This is a genomic window from Streptomyces fulvorobeus (assembly GCF_013167895.1).
In the GTDB taxonomy this organism is placed as follows: domain Bacteria; phylum Actinomycetota; class Actinomycetes; order Streptomycetales; family Streptomycetaceae; genus Streptomyces; species Streptomyces fulvorobeus.
In genome coordinates, this window is record NZ_BLWC01000001.1 from 1,855,415 (window position 1) to 1,873,594 (window position 18,180).

Sequence of the window (18,180 nt, forward strand, 5' to 3'; positions counted from 1 at the left end):
CAGCTGTGAAGCGTCTTCTGATCAGCCCCGGCGCCCGAGACCACGTCCGTGCCAGCGGTAGTGGATGGTGCCGTACCGACCGTTCTTGCGCCACGTGAGGTGGGAGTGGCCACCCTTGCTGCACGGGCCACGGAGCTCGCAGCTGTAGCCCCTCCGACTCAGCCGCGCGTGGTCCTTTCGGCGCTGCTGGTATGCCTTCCTCTTGTTGCTGAACCATTTGCTGCTGTTTCGCGGGCCGCAGTTGTGCACGAGAGCCGGCTGCCCGTCAGCGACCACGAAGAAGGTATGGCTGCCAGCGACAGTCAGGTTGAAAACAGTGCGGACCGCCTGAGTGCGACGGGTTGCCGTGACAACAGGCGTCGTACCGCTCGTATTGATCAGACGCGACCCGGTGGAGAGTTCTGACGCGTTGAGCCAGCCACGGCCTTGGGTGTAGAAGGGGTGGTTGGCCGTGGCGGTGATCATTTGGGAGCGGCCGTTGCCGTCTGCGTCGACGGAGAGGGTCACCAGTTCCTTCAAGCCAGCACCGGTGATCACGTCCACGACGGGGGAGATGGTGATCTCTGCTGTCACCTCGTCGACAGCCTGTACCCGATTGCCTACGGCCACGTCACTGATGGGCTTGGTACTCCTGTCGGCCATGACGACGGGGGTGTCGGGGAGGAAGGAGTTGCGGCGGCAGCTGCGGGCGATGGTTCGTGCGGCGCGGATGGCGCGGTAGCCGCGGTAGGCGCGGTAGCCCCAGGCGGCTGCGCCGAGGCCGGGGATGAAGCCGGCTGCGGTGAGGGCGATGTCCCATTTGTTGCGCCAGGCCCAGCGCTCGGCCTTCTTGAACATCTTCTTCCACCCCCACTTGCCGTTGCAGGGCGACGTCGCCGTGGATGTCGGTGAACTGGAGCACGGTGTCGCCGGTGGCGCTGGTGATCGCGCCGAGGTTCCCGGAGAGTGAGTCCACGTTGCGGGTCAGGGCACCGGTGGCGGTGTTCTCGATGATCCAGCGGGGGTTGTCGCTGTCGCTGTCGTAGTGGTTGAGCTTGTTCTCCGTGGGCGACCAGGTGCCTGCGGTGTTGGTCTCGACCGTCCAGGAGCGGAAGCGATGGTTGGCGTCGAGTTGCCAGGTCTGGCGCTTGTTGTTCGCGGTCTGCTGGTAGGCGAGGTCGTTGGCGTAGTAGCCGACGCTCGCGCCGCCGGGCAGGCTAGTGGTGCGGCCGAAGATAGACGTATCCGGCGTCGGTGATGCGGTCGGCGCTGTCGAAGGTGGAGGAGGCACACACCACACGCAAAACACCTCCCAAACCACGTTTCCGCAGGTCAGAAGGTTTTTCCTGGGGCTCTTGGTGGGGCGGGTGGGACTCGAACCTAAACCGGTGACGCGTCCCACCTGCGACGATACAGAAACAACGGACAAAGGTGCGCGTTTCCACCCCGCTGCATCCCGCTCGCTCCCGCTCGAACCGGGACCGGTTAGGCGTTCGCCACACCGCTTCCTGTCCGCCCTGAACAAGCACCGCTCCCGATGAGCATGAGAACGATCTCGCGTTCAGCGCAATCGGCTCACCGCCGCGTCACAGTGGGCATACCTGGCCACGGCTGGGATCTGACTGCCGCGCACGGTTACGTTCCGTAGTGGATAGCGGGTTACGCGCTGTGTGTTGCGCCCGGTGCTCGGTGGTTCCCTCAGCCAGGTTCTTCGATAACAGTCCGGATGAGTCCTGCTACTGGGCACCCGGCCACAACCTCGAAGCGCTCACCAACCTCGAATACTTCGAAATCACCCCGTCGAATGACTACGACACGCTGATGAGCCATGCCCGCCGCGCAGCGGCCTACATGGAGACCACAGCGCATCGCCATCCTCGCGTCTGAGGTTCCCCCGTCACTCGGGAGGTGCTGATCAGCTGGTCAGAGAAGGTTGGCGGGGTTTCAGGTTCACTCGTTCGGCCGTTGCCTGCTCGGCGTAGTGCTTCTCCTCGAACTCGATCGGGCTGAGGTAGCCGAGCCGCCTCTGGATGCGCCGGCTGTTATAGAAACCGTCGAAGTACTCGAAGAGCGCGAGGTTCGCCTCGGCCCTGGTGGCGAAGACACGGCTGCGGACGCACTCGGTCTTCGTCAGCATCCACAGATTCTCCGCGAGGGCGTTGTCGTAACTGTCGCCGACCGAGCCCATCGACGCCTCAATACCGGCCCGCAAAAGGCGGGTTGTGAGCTTAATGGACGTGTATTGACAGCCGTGGTCGGCGTGGTGGACGAGCTTGCCGGGCTCAATCTCGCGGGAGGCGAGCGCGTACTCCAGGCTGGACAGGACCAGGTCGGCGTCCGCGCGGGCGGAAGTCTCCCAGGCCACGACCCGGCGGGAGAACGCGTCGCGGATCGCGGACAGCCACAGCGGTCCCTCGGCGGTCGGGATCATCGTCAGGTCGGTGACCCACAGCCGGTTCGGTCTCTGGGCGGTGAAGTCCCGGTTGACGAGGTCCGGGGCGAGCGTGGACTTGGGATCGCGGCGCGTGAAGCCCTTGCGGCGTGGGCTGAGACCCGCCAGACCGGCCTCGCGCATCAACCGTTCGACGCGCTTGCGGCCCACGTGGACGCCCTCGCGTTTCAGCATGGCGTGCACGCGCGGCGACCCGTAGATGCCACCGGACTCGGCGTGGACCTCCTTGATCTGCCCGGTAAGCTCGACGTCGCGCCGCCGCCGCTCGCAGGGCTCCTTCTCGGCCCGGCGCCAGCGGTAGTAGGTGGAGGAGGCGATGGAAAGCTCCTGAAGTACGCACTCGACTCCCAGGTGCGGATGCTCGTTGAAGAGCGCGGTCACCTGGGCCGGGTCGGGTCGAGTTGCGCCGCGACAAACGCCGAGGCCGTCCGCAGTACGTCGTTCGCCCACTTGAGCTGGGCGTTCTCCTTCCGCAGGGCCACCAGCTCGGCGTGTTCGTCGGTGGTCAGCCGGTCATTCCGCTCGCCGGCATCGGCCTCGGCCTGCCGGATCCAGCCCACAGGGCCTCGGGGTGGACGCCGAGGTCGACGGCAAGCTTCTTGATCTGCGGCTTCGGATCCGAGGTGCGATACATCCGCACCGCACGCTCACGCAACTCCAGCGAGTACTTCCTGGGGGCAGCCATGGTCGATGTTCCTCTCATGAGAACCATCTGCCCCTCTGTCACCACCTTCCGCATCTCGGGGGAACCTCAGTCACACGAAATGAGAGACTGCTTGTATGCCCAGAAAACGCCCTAGAACCGTGACCTTCGCCGCAGCGCTGGAGTCCCTGGAGCCAGCGGAACCCGTTGACGGCCCTCTTGCCCTGTCTCCCGCAGGCACAGGAGAGCTCGTGGACGCGGACGGATGCCGATGGCTTGTCCACCGGGGCCCCCTGGATGTGCGACTAGCGAAGCGGCGTGTCCGCACAGCCGATGTGATGATCATCGGTGAGGGCGCCGGTGACCGTCTGCGGTGCGTACCCCCAGAGGAAAGGGATGCAGCATGGGCCAGCATCAAGGACCGTATCGATAGCGACGGTCTGCCGAGTTACCAGCCCTACCAGTTCACTTCTGCGGACGGCCGCGAGCTCCTTTATATCGAGCAGACGTGCTGATCCTGGCGCTCCCCTGATCGCTCTTCCGGTCAGGTCTGTTCGCTCACCTCAGAGGTCCGAATCCGCTTCGTCGTCGAGGTCATCGTCTTCGATCTCATCCACGTTCGTGAACGGACTCCCCCAACCGGATACTTCAAAGATCGCGTCGGAGTAGCTACGCACAGCGGCACGTACCTCTTCGAACGCCGCCGTCCCCTCTTTCAGGGGAACGTCCGACAGCGACATGACCCGGGCGTGGTGGCGCAGGGCGGAGATCAGCTTTTCAAGTGGAGGATCGATGCTCATAGCGAACTCCCTTTTTCATTCTCTGCTGTGTACAAGGACGGGCGCTGGGGCGGTCCGGAGAACCAGACCGCCCCAGCGTCATCTACCACCTATAGTGATTCGTCCGGAAGATCCGGCCCCGTCGATTGATGAAGTCAACGTGGACGTGGTTTCCGGAAGCGCACACGTCACGGTAGCGGCAGCGTCCGCCGTAACGGGCGGCGCGCTTGGCGGCCTGAACGGCGGCGGCCTTCGACTTTGAACGAGGGGCCCACCAGTTCTTGACGTTCCGCTTCTTCGGTATATAGCGCGCGCAGTTGTGAACGAGGGCGGACTGCCCATCGGCCACTACGAAGAAGGTGTGGCTGCCGCTGACCGTCAGGTTGAAGACCCGGCGTACCTCTCCATGGCGGCGTGTGGCCGTGACCGTCGGGATGCCTCCGGCCGGTGTCATGAGGCGCGATCCGGCGTTCACTTGGGAGGCGTCGACCCAGCCACGGCCCTGGATGTAGAAGGGGTGGCCGGCCGTGGCGGTGATTGTTTTGGACTGTCCGTCGCCGTCCGCGTCGACGGACAGGGTCACCAAGTCTTTCAGACCGTTACCGATGATCACATCAGTGACGGGAGAGATGGTGAGCTCGCCTGTCACCTCGTCGGCAGCCCGCACGAGGTCACCCTTGGTGACGTCGCTGATGGGCTTGGTGCTGCCGTCGGCCATGACGACGGGTGTGTCGGGGAGGAAGGAGTTGCGGCGGCAGCTGCGGGAGATGGTGCGTGCTGCGCGGATGGCGCGGTAGCCGCGGTAGGCGCGGTAGCCCCAGGCGGCGGCGCCGAGGCCGGGGATGAAGCCGGCTGCGGTGAGGGCGATGTCGTATTTGTTGCGCCAGGCCCAGCGCTTGGCCTTCTTGAACATCTTCTTCCACCCCCACTTACCATCGAGGTCGAAGCAGTTGATGGGGTCGGCCGTGCAGTATTCGTAGGCGTTGGCGTTGCCGCCCTGGACTGGGTCGACGGACAGGAAGCGACCGGTGGCCGGGTTGTACTGGCGTACGCCCATGAGGGTATAGCCGGCGACGGTCTCGCTGGAGCGCTGTTTGCCGCCGAGCCAGCCGTAGCGGACGGCTTTCTGGTCGGTGCGTGCGTTGCCGTACTCGTCGGTGTCCAGGGCGATGGGTGCTTCGCCCGCGTTGAGCGGGAGTTGCAAGGCGATGTCGCCGTGGATGTCGGTGAACTGGAGCACGGTGTCGCCGGTGGCGCTGGTGATCGCGCCGAGGTTCCCGGAGAGTGAGTCCACGTTGCGGGTCAGGGCACCGGTGGCCGTGTTCTCGATGATCCAGCGGGGGTTGTCGCTGTCGCTGTCGTAGTGGTTGAGCTTGTTCTCCGTGGGCGACCAGGTGCCTGCGGTGTTGGTCTCGACCGTCCAGGAGCGGAAGCGATGGTTGGCGTCGAGTTGCCAGGTCTGGCGCTTGTTGTTCGCGGTCTGCTGGTAGGCGAGGTCGTTGGCGTAGTAGCCGACGCTCGCGCCGCCGGGCAGGGTAGTGGTGCGGCCGAAGGCGTCGTAGACGTATTCGGAGTCAGTGATGCGGTCGGCGCTGTCGAAGGTGGAGGTCTTGCTGGTTCCTCCGGTGGTCGGACAGTCCAGGCCGGGGCTGCGGCAGCGGTGGTCAGGGATGTGCGGTTGCTGTGCTTGTCGAACCCGTAGGTCCGGCGGGTGCAGACCGTCTCCACGGTGTCGTCGACCGTCGTCAGGCGGCCGATGGCGTCGTAGCGGTAGCTCTGGTCGGACCATCCTGCGTGGCTGGTGGTCTGGCCCTGGACGGATTCGGTGACCGCGTCGGACATGACGACGGTGCCGTCGCTGTCCCGGGTGTAAGTGCGGTCGACCGGCGAACCCGTGGTGTCCTCGGTCTGGATGACGGTGTAGCCGCCGGGAAGCTTCTCCGTGGCGACCGAGCCGTCGGCGTCGTAAGTGGCCTGGAAAACACCGGCGATGGAGTCGGTGGTCTTCGTTGCCAGGCCGCGTGGCTCGGTGGTGTGGTCGAAGGTGTAGGTGACGGTGGACGGGACGGAGTCGCTGATCTTGACCGGGCGGTCGAGCAGGTCGTACTCGGTCGTGGTCTTGCCGCCGTCTGCGTCGGTGTAGGAGATTTGACGGCCGAGTTTGTCGAAGGTCCGGGTGACCGTGCCGCCGGTGGACGAGACGATCTTGGTCTCCTGGCCGGTCGCCGGGTCATACTCGGTGGTGGCGTCAGGGACTGTCTGGCCTGTGCCGCCGGTCACCTTGACGAAGGTCGGACGGCCTGCCGCGTCGTAGGACGTGGTGGTCGTGCGGGTGACGCCGTTGGCGGTCTCGGCTCCCTTGGTCGCGTTGCCCCACCAGTCGTACTCGGTCGTGGTGGTGGGCAGTTCGGCAGGATTGCTGCCGCCGCCGGTGATCGCTCCGCCGGGGCCGACAGAGCAGACCAGGTCGGCCCACTCCGGGCGTCCGGCGCAGTTGCCGGTTCCAGTGGCGGACCAGTAGCGGGTCACCGTCGCCCCGGCATCCGTGCCGGTGCTGCCGGTGTTGAGCGTCTTGACGGCCCGGCCTTGGTCGTCGTACTCGGTCGTCGTGGTGATGGCCAGCCCACCCGGGTCCTGGACGGACTTCGTCGGCAGGCCGACGGCCCAGTCGAAGACGGTCTGGGTGACCCGGTTCTCGCCCAGGACAGTGGGGTGCTCGCGGACCTGGGCACCGGTGGTGCTCTTGGTCACCTGGTTCCTGACCTTGGCCGTGCCGTCGGTCGGTCGGCCTGTGTCGTATTCGTTGACCGTCCAGCTGCGGGCGAACACCGGGGTGCCCGCAGCCACCAGGGTGGTGGTTCCGGACTTCAGATCCGAGGTCAGATCGACGCGCCGCAGCGGGCCGAGTTCCTCCAGTTCCCGGGTGCCGTTGTCGTTGTAGAGCGAGCGAGTCGACAACAGTTCCGCCCGCTCTGCAGAAGCCAGGCTCGCGATGCCGAGTTCGGCCTGTGCCGTCCGGTCGGCGGCGGTCACTCCGAGGGCGAGCCCACGGTTGGCGGCTGTGAGCTCACGAACAGTGTTGCCGAACCGGTCGTACTCGGTGGTGGTGATGTATCCGCCGGGCGTCGCACTGTTCACCGAGCGTCCGGATACGCCGAGGTAGGTGACGTCCGCGCGGCCGTAGGACATCGAGGCCAGGGTGTCGCCGGAGTTCGCAGCGGGGACGGCGTCGGCGGGGAAGACGGCGGTGGCATCGGCGGGTGCGTCCATCTGCCCCCACGTCTTCACATCGGCAGCACCCAGCTTGTACGGGGCATTCGCTCCGGTGAGGGGGACGTCGTAGACGATACTGGTCGCGGCCTCACCTTCAATGACATCGACCGTGCCCTGCTTGAGGCCAGGACGCGATGCCTTGAGCAGCATGCCTTCTCCGGCCGCGGTGCTGGAGCCGGCCTTGCCGTAAGTGAACGTCCACGGCAGTTCGCCCGGCGGGGTGAGCTTGGTGATCCGGCCCGCGCTGTCGTAGGCGTATTCCGTCTTCAGCGACGGTGTGATCTGCGGGTTCCATGTCTGGCGCAGTCGACCGGAGCCGTCGTACAGATACATCTGCACGGACTTGGACGTCGCGGCGCCGGCGCCGGGCGCGGTGGACCACAGGCGGACCTCCTTCACCTGACCGCTGACATCACCGAGAACGCCGGCGGTGGCGGTGGTGGAGGTCGCGTACACCAACTCCATGACACGGCAGCCTTTGGTAGCCGGATCTGCAGTGCACGCAGCGGTCGTAGCGGCCGACGTCGGGGCGATGATCCGCTTCGGTCGGGCCAGTTTCTTGCCGTCGACAGTGACGGTCTCCGAAACCACAGTGGTTGAGGAACTGGCCAGACCGTCCAGCAGGGTGCTGGAGACCTGCCAGGACTCAGACGCAGCATCGGGCTTGGTGAACTCTGTTACGGTCCCCTCGGTGTCTGCGAGGCTGAAAGTGCCGCTGACACTGCCCTTCAGAGTGAGGTCCTCCGCGCCGGGTTCGGGGATCCATCCGTTCCTCGCCGCATTGGCGGAGAAGTGGGTCTCCTCACCGCCGGAGTCGACCACTACAACGGCCGTGTCGGATGTCTTGCGCAGGTGGGAGTACTCCGAGTCCGTAGCCTCCGCCACAGTGCCGCTAACCCACTCCTTGCCGAAGATGGGGGCCTGACCCACCTGCTTCGTTGCGGCGTCCGGGGTACGGGAGGACGCCGAGCGGCTGATCGACATGTCGAATGAGGACGCGTCGGTCGCGGAGAGCGTGTAGTTGCCGGTCAGCAGGTTCACTGAGCCGGGGCCGACCTCGTCGGACGCCGCGCCATCTGCGTTACGGTCCACGACCACGGTCAGCGGCTGAGTGCTGCCGGTGGCGCTGCCCGGGCCGGTGAAGTCTGCCTTGATCTGTACGGTGCCGTCAGGGTCGACCGTACTGGTGGCATTCCACGTCAGGGCCGCGTTCTTGCCACCCGCAAGCGGAACGGGCCAGGCGGTCAACGCGGAGCCGCCGGAGGTGACATCACCCGCAGGAATTTTCACCCACGGGTCGGCCTCCGAGCGGCGCCAGGAGAACGACGCCTCGTCGAACTTGGCACCGTCGGCTTCGGCGACCAGCGGCAGGCGGCGGGCAGTGCGCTCCCCCTCGGAGGGCTGAATGAAGCCTCCGGGGCCTGCGTGGAAGGTGTAGTCGATAGCCTCGGACTTATTGTCAGCCTTGTCGACCGAGCGCACTTGCAGGGTGTGGGTGCCGTCGCGAGCGGGTGTGATGGAGACCGACTTGTCCCCGGTGGCACCGCTGGTGCCGAGCTTGGTCCAGCTCACTCCATCCAGGGACCATTCGAGCCAATGGTGATCGGCTGCGGGTGGGGTCACTGTGAACGTGCCGGCCTGGCCCGCACCCTTGACCCAGGCACTGGACGGGTAGTCGGTGGAGACCATCTTCGTCGGAGCGGAGGGCGCGGTGGTGTCGACGGTGAAGGTCTTCCACGCTGACCAGCCGACGTTGTAGTGCGCCCCGTCGTACGGCGAGGTGCGGAACTTGTACGTCTTGCCGTTGGCGAGTACACCAGCGGGAACGGTCACCGAGGCGACCTGCCCGGAGGGCACGTACTTGGAGACGATGACGTCGCCGACCTGGGTGTTGGTGGCGTTGTCGAAGATCTGGAAGGTGCCGTTGACCTTGTCACCGTCGGCGTCGACGAACGTGTCACGCAGGGTCGGCGTCGTGGTGTTAACCGTGTAGGCCCCACCGTAGGAAAAGTAGGGGGGACCGGCTTCCTGCTTGGTGCCGGTACGGGGCCGGTAGTTGTAGTTGACGACCAGCTTCGGCGGGTTGGAGGCGGCGTTAGCGGAGTTCACCCGCTTCCACTGCGCGATTGCGCTCTCGTCGGTGGCGCGCAGCCCCATATGGCCTCGGGTGGCCTTGGCCGACGCCCACTCCTGCGCCAGAGTGGTTACGTCGGCGTTGATCCAGCCGTCAGGCTGTGCGGTGCACGATGTGTTGCCGCGCGTTTCGGTGGAGGTGGCCTTCTTCGCTGTCATCGTCGGACGGTTCGTCCACCGGCTGGAGGTGGAAGCCGCAGGCGACGACCAGACTTCCCACGGGTGGTTCTTGCAGTCCAGGTTGTTGCCCGAGTGGAAGTTCCACAGGGACAGCTTTGCGTTCAGGACCAGTGCGTCCTGGATCGGCGAGGTGTTCCACGAAATGAAGGACTGCGCCGTGCGCGGGGTGCCGTCGGCGTTCTTCGTGCCCGGGTTACCCAGGTCGAGTTCGACGTCGGCCGACCAGTCGACGGTCTCGCCCTGCTGGACGTACGTGTCGAAAACGTTGGACAAGGATGAGGTGGAGGGGTCGACCGTCACCGGATACTTGGTGGCCGGGTCGGTGAGGAACTTCGCGTCAGGAGTTATCACCAGGTCGACGGAAGCGCCCTTGGTGACGGCCTTCATCGCGACGGGTACTCGCCGGGTGTGCTCTCCTGAGCGCTGGTCGACGGTGGCGTCCCACATCACCGGGGCAGGCATGACAGCCTGCTTCTTGTTCTTCTTGTCGGTGAACACCACACTGCCGTCGGCCTGCTGCTTGGCCTTGAGCCCCTTGGCCTTCAAAGGAAGCGTGTAGGTGTAGCCGTCGGTGGCGGGCTTCTGCTTGATCTCGACGTACTGCTCAAAGCCTGTACGCGTCGCCTCGACCACCACGTCCGCGCCGGGGACGGCGTTGACGTATTCGGCCCGCGTGCCGGTCAGCTTGGGCGCGGGCAGTCCACCCTTCCACTGCAGGGTGATCTGCTGATCGCCCTCGCCGAGCGTCACCAGGTCGGTGGCCTTCGAGGCTTGCGCGGACTTGAGAGAGGTGGCGGGGGTTCCTGTCCTGCCCGCGAGTTTCAGGCCGCGGGGGTGCGCGTGGGGCTGTACCGAGCCGTCGGGCTTGGTGGCTAGGTCAAGGTCCACGTCTCGCCACTGGTCGGTGGTGCCGTCCTGGAAGCGGACGGGGCCGGCGGCAAGCTCTGTCGTCAGCGAACCGTTTTTGTTGGCCCAGGTCGTGGACGTCTCTGTGCGCTCGGACAGCGCTTCGACACGCTTACCGGACAGACGTGCGGCAACGCGGGCGGAAGGGATGTCTGCGGCCTGAGTGGCCGCCGCCTTCTTCGGCGCTGCGGGCGTCGCAGGTGCGGTGGCCAGCGCTGTGCTTGTGCCGTCGATCAGAGTGACTGCCAGGGCCAGAGCAAGGCTTCCCGCTATGTAGCGCAAGCTCTTGCCCGACCATGGTTTCCCGCGCTCGTGGTGCGCGGGTGTGTGAGCCGTCATCGTTCCTCGGTCTCCTGCTGCTTACGCATCCCTTATGTGATGCAAATATGAAGGTAACGAGGAGGAAAAGATCACGAACCCAGGCAGATACACCCGAGAGCGACGGACTGCTCGCGAAGAGTGATGTGAACTCGGTCACTTTGCATCGAAAAAATAAAAGCTTCTACCCCGCTTTTGTGAATTCACACCTGATCATTCGAATCAGTTGAATATGCGGGCCAGTTGACGGTGTACGTTCTGGTCGAACCTGTGAAGTACGTGCCCCGTGTGGGGTCGCAGGGTAACCGAGCGAGGGGTGGGGCTGCGTGAAGCGGCGTCGAATATGGGGAACGGCTGCGGCCGTGGTGACCGGACTGACCGGGGTCCTGATCTTTCAAGGGGTGACTGGCCGCACAGAGAACGTCGTCGGCGGAGGAAGCGATTCGAAGCCCGTCACGGCCCACGCGACAACCGCGCAGCTGCGGAACGCTGACGACGGGACGGGTGCCTCCCTGGCACGCCGTGACGCGGAGCGGTTCAGCATGCTGGGTGTGACCTGGACCGATCCCGGCGCCCGAGTCACGGGGAGGGTCGAAGTCCGTACCCGTTCCCTGACGACCGGGAAGTGGTCGCCGTGGCTGGAGCTGGACGGGGACAGCGGGCAAGGGGAGAACGGGGCTGCCCGCGGCGGCACCGAACCGGCCTGGGTGGGACCGTCCGACGGCGTCGAGGCCCGTGTGGCTTCGAACGGGAAAACGTCCGCCGGGCTACCGGCCGGTCTGCGGTTGGACATGGTGGACCCAGGGACCGGTGACGCGAGCGCCATCGAGCCCGCCGCTTTCGCGGTCGAGGAGACGGACGCACCGACCGTCGCCCCCTCGGAATCCGCCGAGCCGCAGCCCAGCGCCTCCCCGGACACCCAAGTCCCTGCTGACCAGGAGCCTTCCGCTGAACCGCCGGTGAGCGAGTCGCCCTCGGCTTCCGAGTCACCTCCTGCCGAGCCCGGCACGCCGACGGCATCCGCAACCCCGACTCCCACGGCCCCGACCCCGACGGTCCCGACCCCGGCGCCGACCGACACGGGCCCCACCGCCCCGCCGAGCACCATGCCGCAGCCACCCATCACCTCCCGTGCCGACTGGGGTGCCGATGAGTCGATCAGCCCGGAGGAACCGGGCTACCTGCCCGACGGCAAGATCAAGGCGGTAGTGGTCCACCACACCGCCGAGTCCAACACCTACACGTGCGCCCAGGCCCCGGCAGTCGTGCGCGGCATCTACGCCTATCACGTCAAGCAACTGGGCTGGAAAGACGTGGGATACAACTTCCTCGTCGACAAGTGCGGCACCATTCACGAAGGCCGCAAGGGCGGCGTAGACCGGCCCGTCCAGGGCGCCCATGCCTACGGCTTCAATGCGGAGACCGTCGGCATCTCCGTACTGGGCACCTACACCGACACCGCACCTCCCCAGGCCGCACTGCTCGCCGTCGCCCGGATCGCCGCGTGGAAGCTGGGACAGTACGGCGTGGACCCCGCAGGCACCACCACACTGACCGCAGGCGATGCCGGCACCAACTACTTTCGCAAGAGCTGGGCCAAGGGCGCTCACCTGCCCTTCCCCGTCATCCATGGCCATCGCGACGGGTACAACACGCAGTGCCCCGGCGACGCGTTCTACAACCAGCTCACCACCATCCGCACCCTGGCGGCCGGCCCCGTCTCCGGCCTGACCGTCAAGTCCCTCACCGGAACCGGTCTGTCGGGCGGCAAGCACTACACCAAGGCCGGCGTCACGGTGGCCTGGTCCGCTACCACCCCTGCCGTACTGATCAAGCAGTACGAGCTCCTGGTCGACGGCAGATCCGTCGCCACGACCGCCGGCACGTCCACCTCGGCGAAGGCCACCCTCACCATCGGAACTCACACCGTGGCTGTGCGCGCCACCCACCTCTCGGGCAAGAGGTCGACCAGCGCCTCCACCACCGTCATCGCCGAGACGGCCGCCCCCTCCTTCACCGCCAAACCAGCCCTGAGCCTGCGCACCGGCACCGTGAGCACCGCCGCCGTACCCTTGAAGCTGAGCTGGAAGGCCACCGACAGTGCGGCTCTCAAGGAGGTGCGCCTGGTCTCACCGCTGGCGAAGACCTACGGACCCACCACGACCAGCGCGTCGCATGCGGCCAAGTCCGCCACCGCGACCGCATGGAAGATGACGGCATACGACTACGCCGGAAACGCCGCCTCTGCATCCGTCTCCGCCACCCCGGTGATTCTGCAGGAGACGACAGCCACGAAGTCCGGCACGTGGACGGCCAAGTCATCCACCAGTTACCTGGGCGGCAAGTCGTATTCCAGCAGCTCGAAGAACGCCTCACTCACCTGGACGTTCACCGGCCGGTCAGCAGCCTGGACAGTCTCCCGCGCCGCGACATCGGGCCAAGCGCACATCTACGTCGACGGCACCAAGGCGGCGACCGTCGACCTGAAGTCGTCCACCACCAAGTACCGCGACGCCATCTGGACCAAAACCTGGACCAACAGCGCGAAGCACACCATCAAGATCGTCGTGGCAGGCACCTCCGGCCGCCCGACCATCACCACCGACGGTCTCCTCTACCTCAAGTAGCCGACCGCGAACGCGCAACCAGGACCGTGCGGTCCGGTGAGCGCATCGGAAGGGCTGGATGTCGGCGTCCCCTTCCCTGGCCCCTCTCATAGGGCCAGGAAAGGGGACAGCGGCCGGAATCCCGGCTTCGGCCTGTACCCGTCGATCTCCCGCATCCAAGCCGTCAATGCCTCGCCCGGTTGCACCGCGGCCGGGCTGGCGGCCTTGATGCCTGTCAACGACCGCGCATGTGCATCAGCCGATGATTGCGACCGGGGCGTCCCAGGCGTTGCGGTCGACGGTGATGGCGTGACCGCCGCGGGTTTCCTTGCTGTTGACCATGTACTGGTGGCCGCGGCTGTGGTTGGTGTACTGGGTCGGCTTCCACGGCCAATCCGTGGTGGTCGTGTTCTTCTTGTCCCACAGCGCGTACCAGAGGTTGCCCGGCAGGTCCGTCTTGTTCGCGGCGGTGGCAATGGCCGCAGCGCTGGAACTGCTGAAACCGTACAGCCCGCCACGGTAGGTCGCGTTGCGCAGCGTCTTGGTGAAGGAACGCACGTAGGTGAGGGTGGCGTCGTTGCACGCCTTGTCGGTGATGTCGTACGACTCCATGTTCAGGTAGATCGGGCTGCCGGCTTTCATCCCGAGTGCTGACGCCTTGGCCACCGCGTCCCTGGCGTTGCTCGCGCCGACGGAGGCAGCCGTGGAGGAGGTGAACCTCTCCGGGTTCGCGCTCTTCTGGCAGGGCGGCTGCGCGCCGACGTAGAGCGGGATGACCTTCCACCCGGTGGCGTTGACCGACTTCACCCAGGACTTGGTCAGGTTGGGCTGGGCACAGCCACGATTCTTTCCACCGATGTAGACAGCGGCAGCGCCGTAGAACCCCGTGCGCCACGCCTTCATCGCACTGAGCGAAGGTGCGGTGCACGTGTCGAACGCCCGACCGGTGTACGTCTTCTGTGCCGGCCAAGCGGTAGCCGCCATGGATGTCTGCGCCGCGAAACCGGCACCCGCGGCCACCACGACCCCCGTGGTCGCCCACGCGATGTAACGGCTCTTCCTGGACAGCCGATGTCTGGACATTCCCCACCCCATTCAGTGCGGCCCGTGGCCGCCTCCGACCCGGGACAGCGGTCCGCCCTCTGGCAGAGGCCTGACGCAGTCCCAGGTGCAGCGCCGCGCCCACAGTGGCGCAACGCCGTGCTCTGAAAGTCCGGAGCGCATCGCACAGTAGCCGACACACACGTCGTGACCGAGGCGGACGCAAGACTCCGCGTGACAGCGAAATGCCTCTCGCCTACCGCTCTTCGCCTACGTCGACGAACCGAGCAGGACATCGCCGGCTCGCCAGGGAGAGTTCTGCGGCTACGAACGCACCAGAGGCCAGAAGGACAGGGACCATGCGAGACCCTCTCCTACTCCCCCGAGGCCAAGCTTCCAGCCCGCTCAGGCCAGGAGAAAGTACGCCCTCGGCCGACCAGCGACGTCACGCAGACCGTCCACAAGCGACGCTCCCCTCGCCCACAGCGCTTCGGACCGCAGAACGTGCCAGGCAAGGACCCCCCGCGGTGGGGCGGGTGGGACCCCCTTCATAACGCTCCCACGAAGGCGCCACTACAAAACCCCAGGTCAAAGCCGTTCAGAGCTCATCTTCGATGCGCGAGGACCCACGTTCACCACACCGCCACGAGGCAAACGCCACACGCGAAACGCCCCCGGAGAACGCGTTTCCCCAGGTCAGAACGATTCTGCCTGGGGATGCTCGGTGGGGCGGGTGGGACTCGAACCCACGGCCGACGGATTATGAGTCGCCAGGTTGGAGACTGGCTCACTCTGGCTGACTCCGAATGCCCTGGTTATCAGGGGTGTTGCCGGTCCCCCACGCTGGCAGACTCCGGCAATTCTGGGAGTCTGCGGGACCTCCGCTCACGCACCGCTCACGCACGCCCCTCCTCCTCATGAGGGGCTGGCCAGGCACTTTAGCTATTGTCTCGCAGCCTTCAGCGCACGGCAATGAGCAGCCTGACGCAACAGAGCCCCAGCCGCTTGCACGGCTGGGGCTCCGCTTCTCGCCCTACGTCCCTAGCCGAGGCAAGCGACGCGGCGAGCACTCCGACCACCTGCCGGGGGAGACATCGGCCGGAGTGGTCCATCCCCCGCCGAGGCGGGGAGGTTCTTGATCACGTGGGTACCCGAGCCCGGTCATGATCACACAATGCGGGTTCTATCCTGCATACATAACGATCATGAACGGTCAGCGTGGGAGCTGTGCCACGCGTCATCCCGCCAGACCCGCAGATCATGGAACGACGGCGGCGGATCGGCGAGCAGATACAAGCCGCCCGACTGCACGCCAACCTCACCCAGCAGGACATCGTGCAGCGCACCGGCATGGACCGGTCCGCGTACCAGGACATCGAGCACGGCAGGTCCAGCCCGCTCCTCGACTCCCTGCTCCGCATCGCCGACGCGATCGGGGTGCCGCTCGCCGACCTCGTCCGGGAGTAGCCCCGCCCGACGCTCCGTTCACACATCAGCAGCAGCTCCTTCGCCAGCGGCGCAAAGGGGGCACGCCCACACTTCGGTGTCGAGGTTGTGGGCGCCCATCCGCTCGCGGATCGTGCCGGCGTGGACCGCGCCGGTTGTGAGCAGCTTTTTGCACCAGACGCAGGCGCGGCCGGAGGACTGGTCCCACGTCAGCGTGTCCAGCTTCGGAAGCGGCCTGGCGGCGGCGGTCATGACGGCCGCGTGCACTCGTCGCACTTGCAGGCCGGATAGGCGGAGCTCGGCTCCGCAGTTTCCAGCGGGACCACCTCGGCCTCCGGGCGAACGATTCGCGTCCCGCCGTACCGGTCCACCTCGTACACCTTGATCGTCATCACGGTTGGCCCCGGCCTACGTCGATTGAGGGGCGTCCAGCCACTTCGCTGTACGGCCCGCTGTCACACCCTGATGATGTGTGTGCACGTCGAGTAGGTAATAGGTCGTCGAATGGCCACGCGTGGCCACGTAGCGGCCATGGCCAGGAGCGCGAACGATGACACCTCAGACTGGGCACATGAGCCGCAACGACGCTCTACGGGCCGCACGGCTCCGCGCCGGATGGCGGACCATGGAAGCCGCGGCCACCGCCATCACCGAGCACGGGCAGCAGCTCCTGGACGACCGCCAGTTCGCCGTGTCCGCGCGGACCTGGCGTCGGTGGGAAGGCGACCGGCCCGGGTGGCCGGCCGAAGAGACAGCGATCGTCATTCACGATGCGCTCGGCCGGTGGCCGGAGGATCTCGGCTTCTCGACCCCGCCGGGCTGGATCCGGCCCGAGCATCATGAAGAGGCAGATGTGAGACGACGCGCCTTCGTGGGCGTCACCGCGGCCGCGCTCGTCGCCGGTCCGGTGGCGCCGCAGCACGTCGACCCCGCCCTGATCGGTTACTTCCAGCAACAGTTGGAGGGCCACTACCGGGCGGACATGTTCCTCGGCCCGCACGACCTGATCGGCACGGTGTCCGCGCAGTACCAGCTCATCGACAAGCTGGTCCGCTCCGCGAAGGACGAGACCCGCCGCGGCCTGCTGCGCGTCGGTGCCGCGTATGCGGCGCTCGTCGGCTGGCTGTACCAGGACGCCGGAGACATGGACGGAGCCAGCTTCTGGCGGGGGGTGACGCAGGAGATCGCAATGCGGTCCCGCGACCCGCACCTGATCGGCTACTCCCTGGTGAATCAGGCGCAGGTCCGCACGGACTTGGGCGACGGGCACGCTGTCGTCGACCTGTGTGAGGCCGCCCTCGACGATGCCGACCGGCTCGTCCCCAAGGTGCGGATCATGGCAATGCAGCAGCAGGCCCACGGCGCCAGCCTCACGGACGATCGCCGATCGGTCGATCAGCTCCTGGACCAGGCCGGCCGTCTTCTTCCCCAAGTCGACGACGACCTGCCATGGGGCAATGCCTGCCGCCGGACGCCCGGGTATCTGGAGGTGCAGCGCGCCACCTGCTACGGGCGGCTCGGCCTCGGTGCGGAAGCCGGAGCCCTGTGGTCCCAAGTCCTCACGGTCGTGCCGGAGACCGCGCGTCGGGACCGCGGGGTGTACATGGCCCGGCAGGCAACCGCCGCGGCAGCAGCCCGTGAGCCGGATCAGGCGGTAGAGATCGCCCGCACGGTCGCGACGATCGCAGTCGAGACAAGGTCTGCCCGCATGGCTCGGGAACTGACCACCCTGGAGCGGGCGATGCGTCCGTGGCAGGATGCCCCGGTCGGCCGGGATCTTGCGGAGATTCTGGAGCTTGTGACCGAAGGGAGCTGAGCATGGCCAAGGGACCGGTACCGCTGACGGACAGTGCGATCGAGGGGCGTCTCTTGGAGCTCCGCGGATGGTCGCGAGTGGGCGATGAGATCACCCGGACGTTCGGCATTCGGTATCACGGGGGTGTCGCCATGATTGTGCACGTCGCTGATGTCGAGCGGCTGATCGGGCACCACGCGGACATCGACCTGCGGTGGGATCGCGTGCGGTTCGGGATCACGACTCACGACGCGGGCCACAAGCTCACCGACGCCGATTTCGACCTCGCGAAGCGCATCGACCAGATCGCAGCAGCGCATGGTGCCGAGCCCGGCGCCTGACCGCGGACGCACGAAAGCGCCCCCGCCGCCTGCCGAAGCAGGGACAGGGGGCGTGGTGGTTCATGGGTACTGCCGTCGCGACGGCTCCAGGGCGGGCCCAGGTGAAGGGGCGGGGTCGGGCGGTGCGGGTGCTCCATCACGTCGGCACATCAGCCCGTCCGGGTCTCCCGGTGGCGGCTGGAGGCTGTACCCGTCCGGGCAGTTCTGCCCGTCCGTGCCGTCCGTGCCGTTGGTGCCGTCGCGGCCATCCGCCCCAGCTGGCCCGGGCGGCCCGGGCGGCCCGGGCGG

General features: G+C 66.5%; 12 protein-coding genes and 2 pseudogenes. 4 read left to right on the forward strand and 10 right to left on the reverse strand.

Features of this window, described 5'->3' with window-relative positions; translation table 11 throughout:
* Positions 1–21: 21 nt before the first annotated feature.
* The 8 genes and pseudogenes from Sfulv_RS08415 to Sfulv_RS08450 form a co-directional block, all read right to left on the reverse strand.
* Positions 22–837, reverse strand: a complete 816-nt coding sequence (locus Sfulv_RS08415) for a polymorphic toxin-type HINT domain-containing protein (protein ID WP_173313101.1) — start codon at positions 835–837, stop codon at positions 22–24.
* A gap of 22 nt (positions 838–859) precedes the next feature.
* Positions 860–1,259: pseudogene (locus tag Sfulv_RS31440) on the reverse strand (hypothetical protein); the annotation flags it as partial.
* Between the two features lie 635 nt (positions 1,260–1,894).
* Positions 1,895–2,812 carry an IS3 family transposase gene (locus Sfulv_RS08425; RefSeq protein WP_173313103.1) on the reverse strand — a complete coding sequence of 306 codons (918 nt, stop codon included), beginning with the start codon at positions 2,810–2,812 and terminating at the stop codon, positions 1,895–1,897.
* Positions 2,809–2,991 (reverse strand): hypothetical protein, encoded by a 183-nt coding sequence (locus Sfulv_RS08430; protein WP_173313104.1) that lies wholly within the window; start codon positions 2,989–2,991, stop codon positions 2,809–2,811. Before Sfulv_RS08430 ends, Sfulv_RS08425 begins: the two co-directional genes overlap by 4 nt.
* A complete protein-coding gene (locus tag Sfulv_RS08435) occupies positions 2,937–3,116 on the reverse strand; it encodes a transposase (RefSeq protein WP_173313105.1) in 180 nt (59 codons plus the stop codon). The genes Sfulv_RS08430 and Sfulv_RS08435 overlap by 55 nt, the downstream gene beginning before the upstream one ends.
* 521 nt (positions 3,117–3,637) lie before the next feature.
* Positions 3,638–3,874 carry a hypothetical protein gene (locus Sfulv_RS08440; RefSeq protein ID WP_173313106.1) on the reverse strand — a complete coding sequence of 79 codons (237 nt, stop codon included), beginning with the start codon at positions 3,872–3,874 and terminating at the stop codon, positions 3,638–3,640.
* A gap of 82 nt (positions 3,875–3,956) precedes the next feature.
* On the reverse strand, positions 3,957–4,571 hold the full coding sequence (locus tag Sfulv_RS08445) for a polymorphic toxin-type HINT domain-containing protein (protein WP_173317694.1): 615 nt from the start codon (positions 4,569–4,571) through the stop codon (positions 3,957–3,959).
* A 165-nt stretch (positions 4,572–4,736) separates the two neighbouring features.
* Positions 4,737–10,594: pseudogene (locus Sfulv_RS08450) on the reverse strand (RHS repeat-associated core domain-containing protein); the annotation flags it as partial.
* 443 nt (positions 10,595–11,037) lie between these two features.
* On the opposite strand from Sfulv_RS08450, the gene Sfulv_RS08455 reads away from it, so the two are divergent.
* Positions 11,038–13,290 (forward strand): N-acetylmuramoyl-L-alanine amidase, encoded by a 2,253-nt coding sequence (locus Sfulv_RS08455; RefSeq protein ID WP_173317696.1) that lies wholly within the window; start codon positions 11,038–11,040, stop codon positions 13,288–13,290.
* 234 nt (positions 13,291–13,524) lie between these two features.
* On the opposite strand, the gene Sfulv_RS08460 is transcribed toward Sfulv_RS08455, so the two are convergent.
* The gene (locus Sfulv_RS08460) at positions 13,525–14,352 is read right to left on the reverse strand and encodes a glycoside hydrolase domain-containing protein (protein WP_173313107.1); all 828 of its coding nucleotides are present in this window, start codon (positions 14,350–14,352) and stop codon (positions 13,525–13,527) included.
* 1,185 nt (positions 14,353–15,537) lie between these two features.
* On the opposite strand from Sfulv_RS08460, the gene Sfulv_RS08465 reads away from it, so the two are divergent.
* Complete coding sequence (locus tag Sfulv_RS08465; RefSeq protein WP_256668839.1) at positions 15,538–15,777, forward strand: helix-turn-helix domain-containing protein; 240 nt, start codon at positions 15,538–15,540, stop codon at positions 15,775–15,777.
* A gap of 18 nt (positions 15,778–15,795) precedes the next feature.
* Here Sfulv_RS08465 and Sfulv_RS08470 read toward each other — a convergent pair whose 3' ends face one another.
* Positions 15,796–16,008, reverse strand: a complete 213-nt coding sequence (locus Sfulv_RS08470; protein WP_173313108.1) for a hypothetical protein — start codon at positions 16,006–16,008, stop codon at positions 15,796–15,798.
* Positions 16,009–16,327: 319 nt separating this feature from the next.
* Between Sfulv_RS08470 and Sfulv_RS08475 the strand changes: the two genes are divergently transcribed.
* Positions 16,328–17,572, forward strand: coding sequence for an NsdA family TPR-like regulatory protein (locus Sfulv_RS08475; RefSeq protein ID WP_173313109.1), 1,245 nt, complete (start codon positions 16,328–16,330; stop codon positions 17,570–17,572).
* A 2-nt stretch (positions 17,573–17,574) separates the two neighbouring features.
* Complete coding sequence (locus Sfulv_RS08480; protein WP_173313110.1) at positions 17,575–17,892, forward strand: 4a-hydroxytetrahydrobiopterin dehydratase; 318 nt, start codon at positions 17,575–17,577, stop codon at positions 17,890–17,892.
* Positions 17,893–18,180: the final 288 nt, after the last annotated feature.